We start from the raw sequence: 19,509 nt of genomic DNA, 5'->3' as shown, positions 1-19,509 counted from the left end.
GGCGCAATGAAGGACGCCCATCCCCACGCCATCGGCGAACGCGCGATCCAGCGCCTGCGCAACCTGCCGGCCTGCGCCGGGCTGCTTGAAGACGCACAGGTTCGCGACCAGGTGCGGCGCCTGGCGATCGCCAGCGACTTCGCGATCGACACGCTGCTGCGCCAGCCAAACCTGTTGCACGACCTGCTCGCTGCGGTGAAGCCGGCGCCGCCGCAGCTCACGCCCGAAACCCGTGGCGACTGGCCGACGCTGTTGCGGCGCTATCGCACCGCCGTGTCCACGTGGCTGATCTGGCGCGACGTGCTGGGCATGGACGACGTGCCGGACACGCTGGCCGGTGCCACCGTGCTGGCCGAGGACTGCCTGCAACGCGCGCTGGCCGCGCTGGAGCACGACTTCATCGAACGTCACGGCGTGGTGCGCGATCGCGATGGGCAGCCGCAGCGTCTGGTCGTCTACGGACTGGGCAAGCTCGGCGGCGGCGAACTGAACTTCAGCTCCGACGTCGACCTGGTCTACGCCTACGACTGCGATGGCGAGTCCGATGGCCCGCGTCCGCTCGCGGCGGAGACCTATTACGCCCGCCTCGGCCAGCAGCTGGCGAAGCTGCTCGACGAAGTCACCGCCGACGGCTTCAGCCATCGTGTCGATCTGCGCCTGCGTCCGTACGGCAATGTCGGGCGCGTCGCCTGGTCGTTCGCGGCGATGGAGCAGTACTTCCAGCACGAAGGCCGCGACTGGGAACGCTATGCGTGGCAGAAGGCGCGCCCCGTCGCGGGCGATATCGCCGCCGGCGAACGTTTCCTCGAAACGCTGCGACCCTTCGTCTATCGCCGCTATCTCGATTACGGCGCCCTCGACGGCCTGCGCGCGATGAAGGCGGCGATCAGCGCCGAAGTCGCGCGCAAGGAACTCGCCGACGACATCAAGCGCGGTCCCGGCGGGATTCGCGAGATCGAATTCCTGGTGCAGGCGCTGCAGCTGATCCGCGGCGGCCGCGAGCCGCAGTTGCGCGAGTGCCGGCTGCTGCCTGCCTTGCAGGCACTCGTCGATGCCGGTCATGTCAGCGCGGAGGCGGGACGGGCGTTGGCGGAGGCCTACCTCTTCCTGCGCCGCATCGAGAACCGCCTGCAGATGCTCGCCGATGCGCAGACGCACGCGTTGCCGATACGCGAGGAGGCCCGCGAGCGCATCGCCGCGGGTCTGGGCTACGCCGATTGGGAGGCGCTGCGCGCCGCACTGGATGCACAGCGCGCGCGGGTCACGGCGGAATTCGAAGCCTTGCTGGCGCCGCGACGCGGCGCGCAGGCGCCCGATGCGCTGGCGACGTACTGGCATGCGCTGCCGGAGGCGGGCGACGCGGGCGTGCTGGCGTCGGCCGGCTTCGATGCGGCGGCCGAGGCCGATGGCTGGCTGCGCGACCTCGCGCGCAGTCCCGGCGTGAAAGGACTGTCGGATTCCGCGCGCGCGCGCCTCGACCGCGTCCTGCCGGCCTTGCTGCAAGCCGCCGCGGGTTCGCAACAGCCGATGCTGGCCTTGCGGCGCCTGCTCGCGCTGTTGCAGAACATCCTGCGCCGCAGCGCCTATCTCGCCCTGCTCGACGAACAGCCCGCGGCGATGCAGCGTCTGGTCGACGTGGTCGCGCGCAGCGCGCTGCTGGCGGAGCGCCTGGCGGCGCATCCCTTGCTGCTCGACGAATTACTCGATGCGCGCGTGGCGGGCAGCCTGCCGGATCGCGAAGCGCTGCTGGCCGCGAGCGCGGCGGTCGCCGGCGACGATGCCGAAACCGTGCTGCACGAACTCAACGAAGTGCGCCAGTCCTTGAGCTTCCGCATCGCCATGGCGGTGCGCGATCGCCGCCAGCCGGCCGCGGCCAGCGCGCAACGGCTCGCGTGGCTCGCCGATGGCGTCGTCGCGCGCCTGCTGGCGCTGGCCTGGAGCGAAGTCGGTAGCGCGCATGGCGTGATCGAAGGCGCGCGGTTCGCGGTGCTCGGCTATGGCAGCCTGGGCGGCGAAGAGCTGGGCTTCGGGTCCGACCTGGATCTGGTGTTCCTGTACGACGCGCCGCCGGATTCGCATTCCGATGGCGCGCGATCGCTGGATGCGACGCGCTGGCTCGCGCGGCTGGCGCAGAAGATCGTCGCGCTGCTGGGCGCGGTGACCGCCGCCGGGCGCCTGTACGACGTGGACGTGCGCCTGCGCCCGGACGGCGCCAAGGGCTTGCTGGTGTCGTCGCTGGCCAGCTTCGCCGACTACCAGCGCGAACGCGCCTGGACCTGGGAACATCAGGCGCTGGTGCGTGCGCGCTTCGTCGCCGGCGATGCGCAGCTGCACGGCGACTTCGATGGCGTGCGCGCACAGACCCTGGCGTGCGCACGCGATGCCGCGCAGGTGCGTGAGGACGTGGTGTCGATGCGCCGGCGCATGCGTGCCGAACTGGACCGCAGCGACGCGTCGGCGTTCGATCTCAAGCAGGGCGAAGGCGGACTGGTGGATCTGGAGTTCCTGCTGCAGGCGCTGGTGCTCACGCACGCGCATGCGCGGCCCGAACTGCTGTCGCCGCGGCATACCCCGGGATTGATCGAAGCGATGCAGGCCGCCGGCGTGCTCGGCGCGCAGGGCTCCGCTTTGCGCGAGGCGCATGCCGTGCTGCTCGCGCGTGGCCTGGACTGCACGCTCGATCGCCGCCAGCGCCGGTTGCCCTTGGACGACGAGATCGAGGCGGCGCGCGCGGCGATCCGCGCGGCGACGCTGGCGCACGGCTTGGATTTCGCTGCGGTGGGCCGAGCTTAGAGGCCGAGCCGCTGCCGCACTTCCGCGGCGACGCGTGCGGTTTCGCGCAGCGGGACGACCGGGAATGGCGCCAGTTCGCCATCGAAGGCGCGCACGCGACCCATCGCCACCAGGCTGTCGACGAAGCGACGCGGGCGACCCTGCAATGCGTCGATGCCCAGCGCGAACACCGGCACATTGGTGGCCGCCGCTTCCGACAGCATGTTGACCGAGTCGGCGGTGCACACGATGCGGTCGGCCCAGCCGAGCAGGCCGGCATAGGGATTGGCGCCGTCGCGCTCGTCGCACCACACGTCGTGCGGCAGCGTCGACAGCTTCGCGCGCAACATCGCGCTTGCGGCTGCAGGCGTGCGGCGCGATGCGGTCGCCAGGACGCTACCGCCCTCGGCGGCGACCCGCTCGGCCAGGCGGTCCAGATACGCCCCCAGCGCCGCCGTATGCAGCCCGCCGTGCGCGCTCGCACCGCCGACCAGCACGGCGGTGCGCGGCCGCGGCAGGGACGTGAACACGGCGAATTGCTGGCGTCCCGCCGCCAGCCAGAGGTCGTCCACCGGATGCAGGCTGCCTTGCAAAGTCACTACGTTGGGGCCGTGCAGTTCGTCGTGCGCCGGTGCGACGACGAGGTCCCAGTGGCGCGCGTCGATGCGCGGGTCGAGGATCTGCACCGCGCGCGTGCCGCGTTCGCGCAGCAGTCGCGTGGCCAGGGCCGCCTGGCGGCCGCAGCCGATCGCGACGGCGGGCGGATTCGCAGACACCTGCCGGTAGGTCTCGCCGAAGGCGTGCGATGCCGCCGGCCAGCGTCGCGGCGCGAACCAGCGCCACGGCGCGCGCGGCTGCAACGCCCATTCGCGCGTTTCCGTCAGCCCAATGGCGATCGCCAACGCCCGCGCCTGGCGCACGTTGCCGGCATGGCCGTCGCTGAGGATCCAGGCGTTCTGGCGCAGCGGCGGTGCGGTGTATCCCGGCGTGTCGTCTTGCATGCAGGAGTCAGTCCCAATTACAGGTCCGGCCGGGGTCGCCGCGGTTCGATTCACGCGCCAGACTCTACACTTCCCCGTCCGTGGCCGAACGACCACGCCCGATTGCCTGGAGATCGATTGATGCATTCCGCCTTGCCGGCCGACGCGCTGGACCAGCTGTTCCGCACCGCGCGCACCCACAACGAAATCGGCGGCGAGGTCGACGACGCCCTGCTGCATCAGCTCTACGACCTGCTGAAGTGGGGCCCGACCACGGCCAACTCGTGCCCGGCGCGCTTCGTGTTCGTGAAGTCGGCGGAAGCCAAGGCCAAGCTCGGACCCGCGCTGGACGAGGGCAACTACCGCAAGACCCTGGCCGCGCCGGTCACCGCCATCGTCGCCTACGACATGGCCTTCTTCGAGAAGATGCCTTACCTGTTTCCGCATACCGATGCGAAGAGCTGGTTCGACAGCAAGCCGGAGGCGGCGATCGAGACCATCTGCCTGCGCAACGGCAGCCTGCAGGGCGCGTACCTGCTGCTCGCCGCGCGCGCGCTGGGTCTGGACTGCGGCCCGATGTCGGGCTTCGACAACGCCAAGGTCGATGCGGCGTTCTTCGCCGGCACGAGCTGGAAGTCGAACTTCCTGGTCAACCTGGGCTATGGCGATACCGCCAAGCTGTTCCCGCGTTCGCCGCGCCTGGCTTTCGACGAGGCCGCGCGCATCGTCTGAGTTTCATCAATCCAGTGGCGCGGTGCGCGCCTCTGTCCCTTCACGGCCTTCCCCCATGTCATCAAGGAACCGAATCATGCTCAAGCCGCTGACCCTCGCCGCCGCGCTGCTGTTCGCCGGCCATGCCTTCGCCGCGCCCGTTAGCTACAAGATCGACCCCAACCATACCAACGTCCTCGCCGGCTGGACCCACTTCGGCTTCTCGCATCCGACCGCGCGCTTCAACGATGTCGACGGCGTGATCGTCTACGACGCGGCCGATGTGGCGAAGTCTTCGGTCAAGGTCACCCTGCCGCTGTCCGGGCTGGCGAGCGGCGTACCGGATCTGGACGAGCATCTGCGCAGCGACGATTTCTTCGACGCCGCCAAGTACCCGACCATCACCTTCAACAGCACCAAGACCGAAGCGGCGGGCGACAACAAGCTGCGCGTCAGCGGCGATCTCACCGTGCACGGCGTGACCAAGCCGGTGGTGCTCGACGTCACGCTCAACAAGGCCGGTGTGCATCCGCTGGGCAACCGCGCTGCCGTTGGCTTCGACGCCAGCACAACGATCAAGCGCAGCGATTTCGGCGTGGCGAAGTTCGTGCCGAACGTGAGCGACGAGATCACCATCCGCATCACCACCGAGGCGATGGTGCCCAAGCCGGCGACCGGCAAGAAGTAAGCGCAAAGGCGGCATCGTGATCATCGATCGTCCTTCCGACGCACGCGGGCGCGGCGGTGCCGACTGGCTCGACAGTCGGCACACGTTTTCGTTCGCGCGCTACTACGACCCGGCGTGGATGGGCTTCGGCCCGCTGCGCGTGATCAACGAAGACCACGTCGCGGCCGGTGCGGGCTTCGCGCCGCATCGCCACGCCAACATGGAAATCCTCAGCTACGTGTTGTCGGGTGCGTTGGCGCATCGCGACGATCAGGGCGGGGGCGGCACGATCCGCGCGGGCGAGCTGCAATGGATGAGCGCGGGCCATGGCATCGAGCACAGCGAGTACAACGCGAGCGATGCCGAGCCGGTGCACTTCCTGCAGATGTGGATCCAGCCCGATCGGCTCAACGCCAAGCCTGCCTATGCCCAACGCGCGGCGATAGGCGAGCAGGCGGATGGGCGGTGGTTGTTGCTGGCGTCGCTGGACGGTGTGGACGGCAGCATCGCGATTCGTCAGGACGCAAAGTTGTACGTGACCCGGCTCGCGCCGGAGGCGACGCTCCGGCACGAACTCGATCTGCAGCGGCGTTACTGGCTGCAGGTGATACGCGGCACGGTGGAGGTCGCGGGACGTTCGCTCAGCGCCGGCGACGCTATCGGCTTGACGGAAGAGGGTGGCGTCTTGTGGTTGTCCTGTGTGCAGGCGGCCGAGGTGCTTCTTTTCGATTTGCCGTAGGCGCGCGCTTTCCGGGCGGGCAGTCGGCGCCGGTGGGTAGTCGTGACACGCCGTGAATCCGTCCATGGAGGCTTGTCAGCGGCATCCATGCCGCTGACAGTCACGCCTGCCCACCGGCACCGCCTGCCCCTCATACATCTCGGCGGCGGCGAGAAAAACAAAAGCAACTCGCTGCGCTCGCCTCCCCTCATCTGCCCTTCGGGCATCTTCTCCCCGCACGCGGGGAGAAGAAGAGTGCAGACACCGAAGAGGCGATCTAAACGTTTGCGGTGAGCGCTGACCGGCGGCGGGATGAGGGTGGTTAGCTCCTGCTTTGCCTTTTTTCCGACAACCCGTGATGTGTGGGGGGAGGGCGGTGTCGGTGGGGCTGCGTGACTGTCAGCGGCATGGATGCCGCTGACAAGCCTCCATGGACGGATTCACGGCGTGTCACGCAGCCCCGCCGGCGCCGCCCTCCCGCCGATGCGCCCACCGCTGTTGCTTCATCCCGGAAACCCAGCGACGACGCGCCCCAAGCCAACGGCAGCTACAATGCCAACCCTCGCTACACCAAGTCGCCCGCCATGACCGCAGCCCCTCTTCATCCCACCCAGGCCAACGCCGAGAAGCGCTACGTCGTCACCCGCGCCGACCTCCCGCTGAGCTGCCCGCTGCCGTCCATGGCCCTGTGGAACTCGCACCCGCGCGTTTACCTGCCGATCGAAGCCGAGCGCGAATGCCAGTGCCCCTACTGCGGCGCCCATTTCGTCCTCGCCGACGAGCCCGAGCGGTAACCCGCCACATGCCGTCACGCCGCGGAGTTCGCGACCGAAGCCGCGGCGCGGCTAGTTCGGACGCCTGCGCCGCATGCGCCGCCTGACCGTCGTCCAACTGCTGCCCGCGCTCGAATCGGGCGGCGTCGAACGCTCCACCCTCGAGATCGCGCAAGCGCTGGTGCAGGCCGGACATCGCGCACTGGTGGTGTCTGCTGGCGGCCGCCTGGTGCCGAAGCTGCAGGCACTAGGCGCCGAGCACGTCACCCTCGACATCGGCCGCAAGTCCCTGCTGACCCTTCGCCATGTGCCCGCACTGCGCGTACTGTTCGTACGCGAACGCGTCGACCTGGTGCACGCACGCTCACGCCTGCCGGCGTGGCTGGCAGTGCTCGCGCTGCGTGGCGTGCGCAGCTCACGCCCGCGCTTCGTCACCACCGTGCACGGCTTGAACTCGCCGTCGCGCTACAGCGCCGTGATGACCCGCGGCGAACGCGTGATCTGCGTTTCCGAAACTGTCCGCAATTACGTCCTGCGGCACTATCCGAACACCGATGCATCGAAGCTGCGCGTGATCCAACGTGGCATCGATACCGCAATGTTCCCCCGCGCTCCCCATCCGGACGCGGAAGCGCGGGCTTGGGCGTCCCACCAACACCCCGCCCTGAGCGGCGACGGACCGCTGCTGCTCATGCCCGGACGCGGCACCCGCCTGAAGGGCCATGCCGATGCGCTCGCCCTGCTCGGCGCAGTGCGCGCGAGTGGCCTGGACGCGCGCCTGTGGCTGCCCGGCGCGCGCGAAGCAGGACGCGAGCAATACATCGCGGAACTGGAAACCGAAGCGGCACAGGGCGGCTACGCGGACGCGGTCGCATTCACCCCGCCCACCGACGAAATCGCCCGCGCCTACGCCGCGAGCGATCTCGTACTGCAGCTCTCGCGCAAACCCGAGTCCTTCGGCCGTACCGTGATCGAAGCCTTGTCCGTCGGCCGCCCGGTGCTGGGCTGGGCGCACGGCGGCGTAGGCGAATTGCTCGCGCAATTGCAGCCGCAAGGCGCCGTCACGCCGTTCGACGCCGAAGCCCTCGCGCGTTCTGCCCGCGAATTGCTGGCGCAGCCACCGCTGCCTCCGGCTACCATTCCGCACACCTTGCGCGCGATGCAGGAGTCCACGCTTGCCGTCTATGCCGAACTCTGTGGCTGAAGCCCACCCCGCCACCGCGCAAGAGCGGACGGGCTGGCGCTGGGCGCCCGCCTGGATCCTGACCTACGTCGCCTTGTGGCCCGCGCCGGGTTGGGCCGAAGCCGTGTTGGGGCTGGGCGCACTGGTCGCCATCGCCAAGCTGGTGCTGTCGCGCTTCCGCGGCGGCGCGCAGTTGCTCAGCAACCACGCCTGGGCGCTTACCAGCGTCTTGTTCTGCGCGTATTGGCTGCCCGAGCTGATCTCCGCGGTCGACGCCATCGATCGCGCGCACGCCTTCGCGCAGACGGCGGAAGACCTGCGCTACCTGCCCTTCCTGTGGCTGGTCGCCTCCGCCGTCGCCAATGCGCGCGGACGCCGCATCACCTTCACCGGCCTGGCCGTGATCGTCGGCGTGTGGACGCTGGACGCTCTCCTGCAGGCCGTGACCGGCACCAGCCCGCTGTTCTTCGGCATCGACACGATCAAGCAGGCGATCAGCCACCACTCGATGTGCACCGCGGCGGAAACCGCGGCCGCCGATCGCCTCAGCGGCGTGCTCGGCCCGTGCAATCTGAAATTGGGCCAGGTCCTCGCGAGCCTGTCGCCGTTCGCGCTGTACGCCGCCGGCCGCCGCTTCCACACGCTGGGCTGGCTGCTGGCCGCGGCGGCGATCGGCGTGGTGATGCTGCTTGCGGGTTCACGCGCCTCGTGGATCACCTTCGCGCTGGTGCTGGTGCTGTCGGGATGGCGCCTGCTCGGCTGGAAGAAGCTGTTGGGTGTATTCGCCTTCGGTGCGATCGCACTCGCGGTGATGGCGGCCGGCGTCCCGCAGGTGCGCGAACGCATCCAGCGCACGCTGTATGCATTGAACGCGGATGAGAGCGGCGTCGACAGTGCACTCTCGGGCCGCGGCCGCATCTGGGGCGCGGCGGTGTGCATGGTGCGCGAGCATCCGATCAACGGCGTGGGCGCGCGCGGATTCCGCGAAGCCTTCCCGGCCTGCGATCCGGATCCGTCGCAGCCGCCCGCCTGGGGCAGCGGCCCGGCCTTCCATGCGCACCAGATCGTGCTGGAAGTGCTCAGCGAAACCGGCTTCATCGGTTTGTTGCTGTGGCTGTCGGGCGTGGCCCTGGCCTGGCGCGCGTGGCGCTACGCCGACGATGCGGCGCGCGACGACGCGCGTCCGGCGATGCTGGCGCTGGCGGCGACGGTATTCCCGTTCAACACGCACCTGGCGTTTTATTCCAGCTTCTGGGGCGGACTGACCTTGCTGCTCGCCGCGCTTTACGCGGGCAGCCTGTTGTCGCGCGACGCGAAGTAGGAACGAAAGCGGGAATAGACAGCGGAGCTCCCGCTGCTCATTCCCGCCTTTTCTTGTACGGCGACACCATTCCCGCCGGACGCCGCTTGAAGCGGCGGTGGATCCACAGGTACTGGCTGGGCGCCTCGCGCACCATCGCCTCGATGCTGGCGTTGACTTGCGCGCTGTCCGCGACGGCGTCGCTGGAGGGGAAGTCGGCCAGCGGCGCGGCCACCCGCAGCACGTAGTCCGCGCCCTCGCGGCGATGGAAGAACGGCACCACGGCGCAACCACTCAGCCGCGCGAACTGATGCGTGGCCGTGATCGTCGCGGCCGGCACGCCGAAGAACGGCGCGAATACCGTGTCCTTGCCGCGCATGTCCTGATCGGGTGCATACCAGAGGAAGCCGCCCTGCTTCAGGTGGCGCATCGCCGGGCGGATCTCGTCGTTGCTGAACATCGCGCAGGCGTAGCGCAGGCGGCCGCGCTTCACCGCCCACTCCAGCACCGGACTGCGCAGGCGCCGGTACATGCCCGCGAGCGGGATGTGGTCGCACATCAGCCGGCCGCACAGCTCCAGGGTCATGAAGTGTCCGGAGACGAACAGCACGCCGCGCTTCTGCGCCTGCAAGGCCTGCACGTGCTCCAGTCCCTCGATGCGTACGGTGCGGCGCATCGGTTCGGCCGAGCCCCACCAGGCACGTGCGAATTCGAACAGGCCGATGCCGACGTCGCGGAAATGCGCGCGCAACAGGCGTTCGCGCGCGGCTTCGTCCAGCTCGGGGAAGCACAGCGCGATGTTGATGCGCGCCGCGCGGCGGCGGTCGGCGATCAACAGGCGCGCGAGCACGCCGATCACGCGGCCCAGCGCGCGTTGCAGCGGCCACGGCAGGCGCGCCGCGCAGACCATGGCGAAGTAGCCCAGCCACATCGGCCAGTGCTGCGGGCCGCGCGGCGGCGAACCGGGGTCGGTGGGGCTGGCCGCTCGGGCCGGCGGGAGCGCTTCGGACATGCGGCGATTCTAATGGCGATCCCTACTGGCGATCCTAATGAGGACGCTCCTGATAGCGAAGGACGCTATCCTTCGCCGATGCCGCCAGTGACGAAGCCTGACCTCATCGAGCGCCTGTTGCGCGTCCTGTATTCGGCGGCCCTCTATCTGCTCGCGCCGATCACGGTGTATCACCTGATCTGGCGCGGCTTCCGCCAGTCCTCCTACCTGCAGCGCTGGTCCGAGCGCTACGCGCTCTACGACGATCCGCCGCACGCGCGCACGCTGTGGGTGCACGCCGTGTCCGTGGGTGAAGTGAACGCCGCCATTCCGCTCGTGCAGGCGCTGCGCCGCGGTCGCCCCGACCTGCGCCTGCTGGTGACCACGATCACCCCGACCGGGTCCGAGCGCGTGCGCGCGCTGTGGAAGGACGAGGTCGAACACGTCTACCTGCCGTACGACCTGCCGGGCGCGGTCGGCCGCTTCCTCGCGCACTACCGGCCGATCGCCGCGCTGATCATGGAAACCGAGCTGTGGCCGAACCTGCTGTTCGGCTGCCGCGATCGCAACGTGCCCAGCTACATCCTCAATGCGCGGCTCTCGGCGCGTTCGCTGCGTGGCTATCAGGTGCTCGCGCCGCTGGTGGGCCGCGCGCTGCGCACGGTGCAGGCGGTGGCCGCGCAGTCGCACGCCGATGCGCGGCGCTTCGTGCGGCTGGGCGCGCGCGAGGAGCAGACGCTGGATACCGGCAACCTCAAGTACGACGTCAGCGTGCCCGACACCGTCGCGGAGTTCGCGGAGGAATGCCGCACGCATATGGCAGGTCGCCCGGTGTGGATCGCCGCGAGCACGCACGAAGGCGAGGAGGCCGACGTCATCGCCATGCACCGGCGCCTGCGCGGCCAGTTTCCGGATCTGTTGCTGCTGTGGGCGCCGCGGCATCCCGAACGCTTCCGCGCCGTGGCCGAACTCGCGCGCAGCACCGGCTGGAACGTGTCCACGCGTTCGCGCGCGCGCTGGCCGCAAGCGAACGACGCGGTATTCGTCGTCGATACCTTGGGCGAGCTGGTGAATTTCTATGCCTGCGCCGACGTCGCCTTCGTCGGCGGCAGCCTGCAGGCGATCGGTGGCCACAACTTGTTGGAACCAGCTGCCACGGGGACCGCGATCGTGACCGGGCCGCATCTGCACAACTTCGCCGAAGTCGCGCATCGCCTCGATCAGGCCGGCGCGTTGAAGATCGGCGCCGACGTGCCCGCCGTGGAGCGCGCGCTGGCCGAGCTGCTGTCCGACGCCGCCGAGCGCGCACGCATGGTGGACGCAGGCCGCGCGCTGGTGGAAACCGGGCGCGGTGCGCTGGGCCGGACCATGGCGCTGCTCGAGCCCGTGTTGAGCCGCGCCTGAGCGATGCAGCGCGTCCTCGTCGTCGGCGCGGGTGGAGCGGGCAAGTCCACGGTCGCGGTGCGACTCGGGCAACTCACGGGCTTGCCTGTCGTGCATCTGGACCGCGAGTACTGGCGATCCGGTTGGGTCGAGCCGGAACGCGCGCAATGGGAAGCCACCGTCGATCGACTGATCACGGCCGATCGCTGGATCCTGGATGGCAATTTCGGCGGCACGATGGAGCGCCGCATCGCCGCGTGCGACACCGTCGTCTTCCTCGATCTGCCGCGCCATCTTTGCCTGTGGCGCGTGCTCAAGCGGCGTCTGCAGCATCGCGCCAAATCGCGAGTGGACATGGCGCCGGGCTGCGACGAGCGCCTGTCGCTGCATTTCCTGTGGTGGATATGGAGCTATCCGTGGCGACGGCGGCCGGCGTTGCTGCGCCGCCTGCAGCAGCTGCGGGCTGGGCAGCGTGCGGTGATTCTTCGTTCGGATGCGGAGATCGAACGATTTCTGGCGGCGTTCACGCCGTAGCCGGCCGCCGCGGAGAAACCTGATCTTCGAAAACGACGAAGGCGGCCTTTTGGCCGCCTTCGTGCGCGCTTTTCGCTACGACTTACTGCACCGGGTTCTGCAGTGCCGCTTCGGTGTCGACGGTGAGCAGGCGGTTGATCTCCTGCACGTCATCGATATCGAGCGTGCCGGCGGCCTGTTCCAGCAGCAGGCGATTCTGCAGGAAGTTGTACTTGGCCTGCGCAAACGCCTGCTGTGCGGTGAACAGGGTGCGCTGGTTGGTCAGCACGTCGAGGACGGTGCGGGTACCGACTTCCAGGCCGACCTGCGAAGCGTCGTAGGCGGCGCGGGCCGAGACCAGCGCCAGGCGGCGTGCTTCCACTTCGCTGATGCCCGCGACGACGGTCTGGTAGGCGTTGCGCGTGTTGCGGTCGAGCGCGCGCTTGGTCTGCTCCAGATCGTCCTGGGCGATGTCGCGGCGCGCCAGCGCCTGACGCACACCGGATTGCGTGGCGCCGCCGGAGTAGATCGGCACCGACAGGGTCAGGCCGATCTGACCGCTACCGTCGCTGCCACTGAAGCGGCTGCCGGCGGCGTCGCGGCCCCAGGCCGTCGTATCGTCGTAGGAGCCGTTGAGGTACAGCGTCGGGTAATGACCCGCGCGCGCGGTACCGACGTCTTCTTCGGCCGACTTCAGCTGGAATTCCTTCGCCTTCAGCGCCGGGTTGTTGTCCACCGCGCTAGCGACCCACTGGTCGGCGCCGGAGGATTCCGGCAGCGCCGGCTTGAAGTCTTCCGGCAGTCCCTTCAAGTGCGCGACCGGCTGGCCGGTCAGTTCGTGCAGGGCCTGGTAGGCGTCTTCGACCGCGTTGCGGGCGAGGATGGTGTTGGCGCGGGCGCCGTCGTACTGCGCGCGCGCTTCGTGCACGTCGGTGATCGGCGCCAGGCCGACTTCCAGACGCTTGGAGGCGAAGTCGAACTGCTTCTTCAGTGCGGTTTCCGATGCCTCGGCGGCGGCGAGCACTTCCAGCTGCACCAGCACGTTGAAGTAGGTGGCGGAGGTGCGAATGATCAGGTCGTCGCTGGCGGCGTCGAGCTGGAAGTCGCTGGCCTTGCTCAGCGCGTTGGCGCTGCGCAGGCTGGTGAACCTGGAGTGGTCGTAGACCATCTGCCGGACCGAGACCCCGAGGTTGCGCGAGGTGGATTTCGCATCGCCATCGGCGATCACCTGGCCGATCGAGGCATCGCCGTTGACCTGCGGCAGCATCGCCGCGCGCGCCTGCACCGAGCCCTCGCGGGTGACGAGGCGGCTGGATTCGGCGGCGGAGAACTGCGTATCGCCTGAGCGCGCCAGATCGTAGGTCTGCAACAGGTCCTCAGCATGGGCTGCGGCGGGCAGCAGGGCGAAGGCTAAAGCGAGAACAAGCGGATGGCGGCTCATGCAGGGGTCCTTTTAAACGGCTCGTTTCAAGACGGCTCGTTACAGCTCGAACGTGGGCGCCGGCGCAGCGCCGGCGAGGTAGGGGAGGTCGGTCTCAAACAGCGATTCGATGCGCGGAGCGCCCGATTGGTTGCGCAGCAGCACCGCTTCCATCGCCGGCGAACGGCCGCGGACGATGAACATGCGGCCGTTGGGCTGCAGCCATTCGACGAAGCGCGGGGGAATCGAAGCCACCGCGCCGGTCACGCAGATCGCGGCGAAACGGCGGCTGCTCTCCCACGAGAACGCGTCGGCGGTGATTACGTTGACATTGCCCGCGCCGTGCGCGGCCAGGCGCGCGCGCGCCGCATCGGCGAAGTCGGCGCGGCGCTCGAGGCTGACGACTTCGCGTGCGAGGCGGCCCAGGCAGGCGGCGAGGAAGCCGCTGCCGGTGCCGATCTCCAGCACGTCGTCGCCGGGCGAGAGTTCCAGCGCCTGCAGGGCGCGGCCTTCGACCACGGGCTTCATCATCGACTCGCCATGGCCCAGGGGCAGGGGCAGGTCGGTGTAGGCCAGGGCGCGGTGCGCGGCCGGCACGAAGTCCTCGCGCGGCAACGTGGCCAGCGCATCGAGCACGCGCGGATCGAGCACGTCCCAGGGTCGAACCTGTTGTTCGACCATCAGTTCACGGGCCTTGGCGAAATCGATCGTGCTCATCGGGGAGGTTCTGTACGGAATGACGGGGGCGACAATTCTAACGACTGGGACTGCCGGCCGCCGGGCGAAAGGATCGCCGTGGGGTCGTTTCCCTACTTAGTGCCAGAAGTAACCAAGACTGATGTACGGGCCTCGCCCTCAGCGCTTGCGTGCCGGCGCAGCCTGGTAGGCGCGCAGGAACATATCGACCGTGGCCTGCACGTGCGCCTCAGCTTCGACCGGATCGATCTCCTCGATGCAGCCGCACAGCAGGAGCATGTGCATTTCGCCCTTGAGCATGCACAGGAATTGCGAGGAGGCGCGCTGCACGTCCGGGATATCCAGCGCACCAGCGGCGATCTCGTCCCGAAGGAAGGAGGCCAGGGCCTCCTGCACCAGGCGCGGCCCCGCATCCCAGAAAAGCTGGCCCAGCTTCACCGGCGGCGGCTGCGAGGTGACCACGCGATGGATGGCCAGCGCCTCTTCACTGTTGATCAGGGCGACGAATGCGCGGCCGATGCCGAGCAATTGCTCGCGCAGCGACGACTTCGGATCTACCGCGAACAGGCCCTGCTCGAGCTGCTCCTGGCATTTGGCGCTGATGGCCTCGGAAAACAGCGTCTCCTTATCGCCGAAGTGACTGTAGACAGTGAGCTTGGAGACCCCGGCCTCCGCGGCGATCTGGTCCATGCTGACCCGCTCGAAGCCGTGCGCCGTGAACATGCGCTTGGCGGCGTCGAGGATCGCGGCGCGCTTGCCCAGGTCCTTGGGACGGCCGGGGGCGGTGGGCTTCGGGGCGGGGGTGCGGGGAGAAGCAGACTTCATGGGGCTAGATACTAGACTAACGAGTTTTATAAATATACAGTACCCGGGAGTTCACTAATCCCCCGGGTCTGAGGTCGGTCGCCATGAGTACCAGTTTCCTCCCGAACAGGACATCGCAGGCAGCATTCCGCGCCCTGCCGCTGGCCGCGCTGCTTGCTGTTTCGATGCTTGCGCTGGCCGGTTGCAGCAGCGAGGCCAAGACCCCCGAAGCCGCGCGCCCGGTGTTGGTCGCCCATCCCGACGGTGGCGCAGAAGCCGCGCTGACCGCCTACGCCGGCGAGATCCGCGCCCGCGAGGAAAGCCCGCTGTCCTTCCGCGTCGGCGGCAAGCTGATCAGGCGCGACGTCGACGTCGGTGCGCATGTGCGCAAGGGCGACCTGCTCGCCGTGCTCGATGTCGGCGACCTCGCCGCCCAGGCCCGCGCCGCCCAGGCGCAGCTGACCGCCGCCGAGGCCGAGCTCGCCCGCGCGCGCGCCGATCAGTCCCGCTTCGCCAAGCTCGCCGGGCAACAACTGGTGAGCCGCTCGACCCTCGACGCGCAGAACGCCGCCGCGACCGCCGCGCAGGGCCAGGTCAATGCCGCGCGCGCCAATCTCGACGTGGCCCGCAACCAGGCCGCCTATACGCAGCTGCGCGCGCCGCATGACGGCATGATCGCCAGCCGCGCGGCCGAGGCCGGCCAGGTCGTCGGCGCCGGCCAGACCGTCTTCACCATCGCTGCCGACGGCGGGCGTGAAGTCGCCATCGCATTGCCCGAATCGCACATCCGCGAATTCACCGTCGGTCAGCCCGTCGCCGTCGAACTGTGGAGCGCTCCTGGCCAACGCCTGCCCGGCACGATCCGCGAGATCGCACCGGCTGCCGATCCGCAGGCCCGTACTTATGCGGCACGCGTGAATCTGGCAGGCGAGGCCGCGAAGGCGGTCGACTTGGGCCAGAGCGCGCGCGTCTATGTGCAGGACAGCGGCGCGCGCGCCGCGCTCACCGTCCCGCTCTCGGCGATCCAGCGCGGTGCCGGCGACGCCACCGCGGTGTGGGTCGTCGATCCGGCGACCAGCAAGCTGCGGTTGACCGCGGTGCACCTGGGCACGTTCGGCGAAACCGTCGCGCCGGTTTTGTCCGGCCTGAAGCCGGATGCGTGGATCGTCACCGCGGGTGGTCATCTGCTGCGCGAAGGGCAGGCGGTGGCGCCCGTCGATCGGGAGAACAGGCCCATAGCGATGAAATCGACGAAGCCCGCCGCACTAGCCGCGCGCTGATCTCTACTCCCCTTCTCCCCGCAACGCGGGGAAAGGGCAAAAGCTGCCCCTCATCCGCCCTTCGGGCACCTTCTCCCCGCAAGCGGGGAGAAGGGAGCAGTGACACCATGGAGCGCAACCGATGCGTCGTTTCAACCTCTCCGAGTGGGCGCTCAACAACCGCACGCTCGTCGTCTACGCGATGCTGCTGCTGGCGCTGATCGGCGCCTGGTCGTACCGCAATCTGGGTCAGTCGGAAGATCCGCCCTTCACCTTCAAGGTGATGGTGGTGCGCACGCTGTGGCCGGGCGCCACCGCCGATGAGGTCTCGCGCGAAGTCACCGAGCGGATCGAGAAGAAGCTCATGGAGACGGGCAAGTACGAGTTCATCCGCTCGTACTCGCGCCCGGGCGAATCGCAGGTGATGTTCGTCGCGCGCGATTCGTTGAAGTCGAAGGAAATTCCCGACGTCTGGTACCAGGTGCGCAAGAAGGTCGGCGACATCCGCGCGACCCTGCCCGAAGGCGTGGTCGGACCGTTCTTCAACGACGAGTTCGGCGACACCTTCGGCAACATCTATGCGCTCACCGGCAAGGGCTTCGACTACGCCGTGCTCAAGGACTACGCCGAGCGAGTGCAACTGGAACTGCAGCGCGTGCCCGACGTGGGCAAGATCGACCTGATCGGCCTGCAGGACGAAAAAATCTGGATCGAGGTCAGCAACACCAAGCTGGCCACCCTGGGCATCCCGCTGGAGGCGGTGAAGAGCGCGCTGGAGCAGCAGAACGCGGTGGTGCCGGCGGGCTTCTTCGAAACGCCGGGCGAACGCGTGCAGCTGCGCGTCACCGGCGGCTTCAAATCGGTCGAAGAGATCCGCGATTTCCCGATCCGTGCCGGCGGCCGCACCGTCCGCCTCGCCGACGTCGCCACGATCACGCGCGGCTTCAGCGATCCGGCCGCGCCGCGCATGCGCTTCATGGGCGACGACGCGATCGGGATTGCCGTAGCGATGAAGGACGGCGGCGACATCCTCAAGCTCGGCAAGACCCTGGAAACCGAATTCAAGCGTCTGCAGCAGTCGCTGCCGGCGGGCATGGAACTGCGCAAGGTCTCCGATCAGCCCGCGGCGGTGCACGAATCCGTCGGCGAGTTCGTGCGCGTACTCGCCGAGGCCGTGGCGATCGTGCTGCTGGTGAGCTTCTTCTCGCTCGGCTTCCGCACCGGCATGGTGGTGGCGGTGAGCATTCCGCTGGTGCTGGCGATGACCTTTGCGGTAATGCACTACTTCGGCATCGGCCTGCACAAGATCTCGCTGGGTGCGCTGGTGCTGGCACTGGGCCTGCTCGTCGACGATGCGATCATCGCGGTGGAGATGATGGCCATCAAGATGGAGCAGGGCTTCTCGCGGCTGAAGGCGGCGAGCTTCGCCTACGAGACGACCGCCTTCCCGATGCTGACCGGCACGCTGGTGACCGCGGCGGGCTTCCTGCCGATCGCGACCGCGGCCTCGTCGACGGGCGAATACACCCGCTCGCTGTTCCAGGTGGTGACGATCGCGCTGATCGTGTCCTGGATCGCTGCGGTGCTCTTCATCCCCTACCTGGGCGATCGCATGTTGCCCGATCTGCACCAGCCGCACGGCCCCAAGCCGGGCTCGCTGGGCGCGCGCTGGAATGCGTTGCGTACGCGCGCGGCCAATCGCTGGCCGGCATTCGCCAGTGTGCTGGCGCCCGCGCAACACGATCACGAACACGACCCGTACGCGTCGAAGTTCTACGTCACCTTCCGCAACCTGGTGGACACCTGCCTGCGGCATCGCTGGCTGGTGCTCGGACTGACCGCAGCGGCGTTCGTGGCATCGATCCTGCTCTTCCGCTTCGTGCCGCAGCAGTTCTTCCCGGATTCGACCCGCGTCGAACTGATGGTGGACATGGAGCTGGCCGAGGGCGTCTCGCTGCGCTCGACCGAGGTGCAGGCCAAGAAGCTGGAAGCGCTGCTGCGCAAGCGTGCCGACATCGACAACTACGTCGCCTACGTCGGCACCGGCTCGCCGCGCTTCTATCTGCCGCTGGACCAGCAGCTGCCGCAGACCAACTTCGCCCAGTTCGTGGTGCGCGCCAAGGACACCGAGGCACGCGAGGAACTTCGCGACTGGCTGATCCGCGACGTCGTCCCGCAATTCCCCGAGCTGCAGTTGCGCGTGACCCGCCTGGAAAACGGCCCGCCGGTCGGCTATCCCGTGCAGTTCCGCGTCTCCGGCGAGCACATCGACCGCGTGCGCGCGCTCGCCAAGCAGGTCGAGGCGAAGGTGCGCGAGAACCCCAACGTCACCAACGTCAATCTCGACTGGGACGAGCCGAGCAAGGTGGTGAAGCTGGTGATCGACCAGGATCGCGCACGTGCACTGGGCGTGACTTCGGCGGAAGTGGGCCGTTTCCTGTCGGGCTCGCTGTCCGGCCTGCACGTCAGCACCTATCGCGAAGGCAACGAGCTGGTCGAGATGCTGATGCGCGGCCCCGATGAGGAGCGCGCGCGTCTGGATCTGCTCGGCAGTCTCGCCGTGCCGACCGCCAACGGCCCGGTGCCGTTGTCGCAGATCGCCAAGCTCGAATACGTATTCGAGGACGGCGTGATCTGGCATCGCGACCGCCTGCCGACGGTCACTGTGCGCGCCGACATCCGCAACAAGCTGACCGCGCCGACGGTGGTCGATCAGATCGTGCCGACGCTGAAGGAGATCCGCGCGCAGTTGCCCGAAGGCTATCTGCTGCAGACCGGCGGCACCGTCGAGGACTCCGCGCGCGGCCAGAACTCGATCAACGCCGGCATGCCGCTGTTCCTCCTGGTGGTGGTGACGCTGCTGATGCTGCAGCTGCGCAGCTTCTCGCGCACGATGCTGGTGTTGCTGACCGCGCCGCTGGGCCTGATCGGCGTCACGATGTTCCTGCTGGTGTTCCGCGTGCCGTTCGGCTTCGTCGCCATGCTCGGCACGATCGCGCTGGCCGGCATGATCATGCGCAACTCGGTGATCCTGGTCGACCAGATCGAGCACGACATCGCCGCCGGCAACGATCGCTGGCACGCAATCATCGAAGCCACGGTGCGCCGCTTCCGCCCGATCGTGCTGACCGCGCTGGCAGCGGTGCTGGCGATGATTCCGTTGTCGCGCAGCGCGTTCTTCGGCCCGATGGCGGTGGCGATCATGGGCGGCCTGATCGTGGCGACGGTGCTGACCTTGTTGTTCCTGCCGGCACTTTATGCGGCTTGGTTCCGCGTGAAAGCCGGTGAAGCTCAGCCCAGTCACGCTTAGCTCTTTTCGCGGCCGGGCCATCCGGAGGC

At 68.6% G+C, this 19,509-nt stretch carries 16 protein-coding genes; 11 read left to right on the top strand and 5 right to left on the bottom strand.

Annotated elements, in window-relative coordinates; all coding sequences use genetic code 11:
* The first annotated feature begins 6 nt into the window (after window positions 1-6).
* Window positions 7-2,793, top strand: coding sequence for a bifunctional [glutamate--ammonia ligase]-adenylyl-L-tyrosine phosphorylase/[glutamate--ammonia-ligase] adenylyltransferase (gene glnE, locus ACYVJ8_RS08135; protein ID WP_460711180.1), 2,787 nt, complete (start codon window positions 7-9; stop codon window positions 2,791-2,793).
* Here glnE and ACYVJ8_RS08130 read toward each other — a convergent pair.
* Window positions 2,790-3,773 (bottom strand): mitochondrial fission ELM1 family protein, encoded by a 984-nt coding sequence (locus ACYVJ8_RS08130; protein WP_460711178.1) that lies wholly within the window; start codon window positions 3,771-3,773, stop codon window positions 2,790-2,792. The genes glnE and ACYVJ8_RS08130 overlap by 4 nt on opposite strands.
* 120 nt (window positions 3,774-3,893) lie before the next feature.
* Between ACYVJ8_RS08130 and ACYVJ8_RS08125 the strand changes: the two genes are divergently transcribed.
* The 6 genes from ACYVJ8_RS08125 (at window position 3,894) to ACYVJ8_RS08100 (ending at window position 9,125) form a co-directional block, all read left to right on the top strand.
* The gene (locus ACYVJ8_RS08125) at window positions 3,894-4,484 is read left to right on the top strand and encodes a malonic semialdehyde reductase (RefSeq protein ID WP_460711176.1); all 591 of its coding nucleotides are present in this window, start codon (window positions 3,894-3,896) and stop codon (window positions 4,482-4,484) included.
* A gap of 76 nt (window positions 4,485-4,560) precedes the next feature.
* Entirely contained in the window at window positions 4,561-5,151 is a 591-nt protein-coding gene (locus ACYVJ8_RS08120; protein ID WP_460711174.1) for a YceI family protein, read from the top strand.
* A 16-nt stretch (window positions 5,152-5,167) separates the two neighbouring features.
* Window positions 5,168-5,869 (top strand): pirin family protein, encoded by a 702-nt coding sequence (locus ACYVJ8_RS08115; protein ID WP_460711172.1) that lies wholly within the window; start codon window positions 5,168-5,170, stop codon window positions 5,867-5,869.
* 563 nt (window positions 5,870-6,432) lie between these two features.
* A complete protein-coding gene (locus ACYVJ8_RS08110; RefSeq protein ID WP_460711170.1) occupies window positions 6,433-6,642 on the top strand; it encodes a zinc-finger domain-containing protein in 210 nt (69 codons plus the stop codon).
* Between the two features lie 73 nt (window positions 6,643-6,715).
* Window positions 6,716-7,825: a glycosyltransferase family 4 protein gene (locus ACYVJ8_RS08105; RefSeq protein ID WP_460711168.1), complete on the top strand. Its 1,110-nt coding sequence runs from the start codon at window positions 6,716-6,718 to the stop codon at window positions 7,823-7,825.
* Window positions 7,806-9,125: an O-antigen ligase family protein gene (locus tag ACYVJ8_RS08100; RefSeq protein WP_460711166.1), complete on the top strand. Its 1,320-nt coding sequence runs from the start codon at window positions 7,806-7,808 to the stop codon at window positions 9,123-9,125. Before ACYVJ8_RS08105 ends, ACYVJ8_RS08100 begins: the two co-directional genes overlap by 20 nt.
* A gap of 37 nt (window positions 9,126-9,162) precedes the next feature.
* On the opposite strand, the gene lpxL is transcribed toward ACYVJ8_RS08100, so the two are convergent.
* Window positions 9,163-10,116, bottom strand: a complete 954-nt coding sequence (lpxL, locus tag ACYVJ8_RS08095) for an LpxL/LpxP family Kdo(2)-lipid IV(A) lauroyl/palmitoleoyl acyltransferase (protein WP_460711164.1) — start codon at window positions 10,114-10,116, stop codon at window positions 9,163-9,165.
* Between the two features lie 78 nt (window positions 10,117-10,194).
* On the opposite strand from lpxL, the gene waaA reads away from it, so the two are divergent.
* Both waaA and ACYVJ8_RS08085 read left to right on the top strand, forming a co-directional pair.
* On the top strand, window positions 10,195-11,499 hold the full coding sequence (waaA, locus tag ACYVJ8_RS08090) for a lipid IV(A) 3-deoxy-D-manno-octulosonic acid transferase (RefSeq protein WP_460711162.1): 1,305 nt from the start codon (window positions 10,195-10,197) through the stop codon (window positions 11,497-11,499).
* A gap of 3 nt (window positions 11,500-11,502) precedes the next feature.
* Complete coding sequence (locus ACYVJ8_RS08085; protein WP_460711161.1) at window positions 11,503-12,012, top strand: isopentenyl transferase family protein; 510 nt, start codon at window positions 11,503-11,505, stop codon at window positions 12,010-12,012.
* A gap of 82 nt (window positions 12,013-12,094) precedes the next feature.
* Here ACYVJ8_RS08085 and ACYVJ8_RS08080 read toward each other — a convergent pair whose 3' ends face one another.
* The 3 genes from ACYVJ8_RS08080 to ACYVJ8_RS08070 all read right to left on the bottom strand — a co-directional run bounded on the left by ACYVJ8_RS08080 (window position 12,095) and on the right by ACYVJ8_RS08070 (window position 14,932).
* A complete protein-coding gene (locus tag ACYVJ8_RS08080) occupies window positions 12,095-13,432 on the bottom strand; it encodes a TolC family outer membrane protein (protein ID WP_460711159.1) in 1,338 nt (445 codons plus the stop codon).
* A gap of 39 nt (window positions 13,433-13,471) precedes the next feature.
* A complete protein-coding gene (locus tag ACYVJ8_RS08075; RefSeq protein WP_460711157.1) occupies window positions 13,472-14,128 on the bottom strand; it encodes a protein-L-isoaspartate O-methyltransferase family protein in 657 nt (218 codons plus the stop codon).
* Window positions 14,129-14,266: 138 nt separating this feature from the next.
* Window positions 14,267-14,932 (bottom strand): TetR/AcrR family transcriptional regulator, encoded by a 666-nt coding sequence (locus ACYVJ8_RS08070; protein WP_460711155.1) that lies wholly within the window; start codon window positions 14,930-14,932, stop codon window positions 14,267-14,269.
* Window positions 14,933-15,096: 164 nt separating this feature from the next.
* On the opposite strand from ACYVJ8_RS08070, the gene ACYVJ8_RS08065 reads away from it, so the two are divergent.
* Window positions 15,097-16,191, top strand: coding sequence for an efflux RND transporter periplasmic adaptor subunit (locus ACYVJ8_RS08065; RefSeq protein WP_460711611.1), 1,095 nt, complete (start codon window positions 15,097-15,099; stop codon window positions 16,189-16,191).
* A gap of 121 nt (window positions 16,192-16,312) precedes the next feature.
* Window positions 16,313-19,480 (top strand): efflux RND transporter permease subunit, encoded by a 3,168-nt coding sequence (locus ACYVJ8_RS08060; protein ID WP_460711153.1) that lies wholly within the window; start codon window positions 16,313-16,315, stop codon window positions 19,478-19,480.
* The last annotated feature ends 29 nt before the right edge of the window (window positions 19,481-19,509 follow it).

It is taken from the genome of Lysobacter terrae (assembly GCF_054782215.1).
Note: the sequence above shows the minus strand (reverse complement) of the source record. Positions and strands in the feature narration are given on the sequence as shown.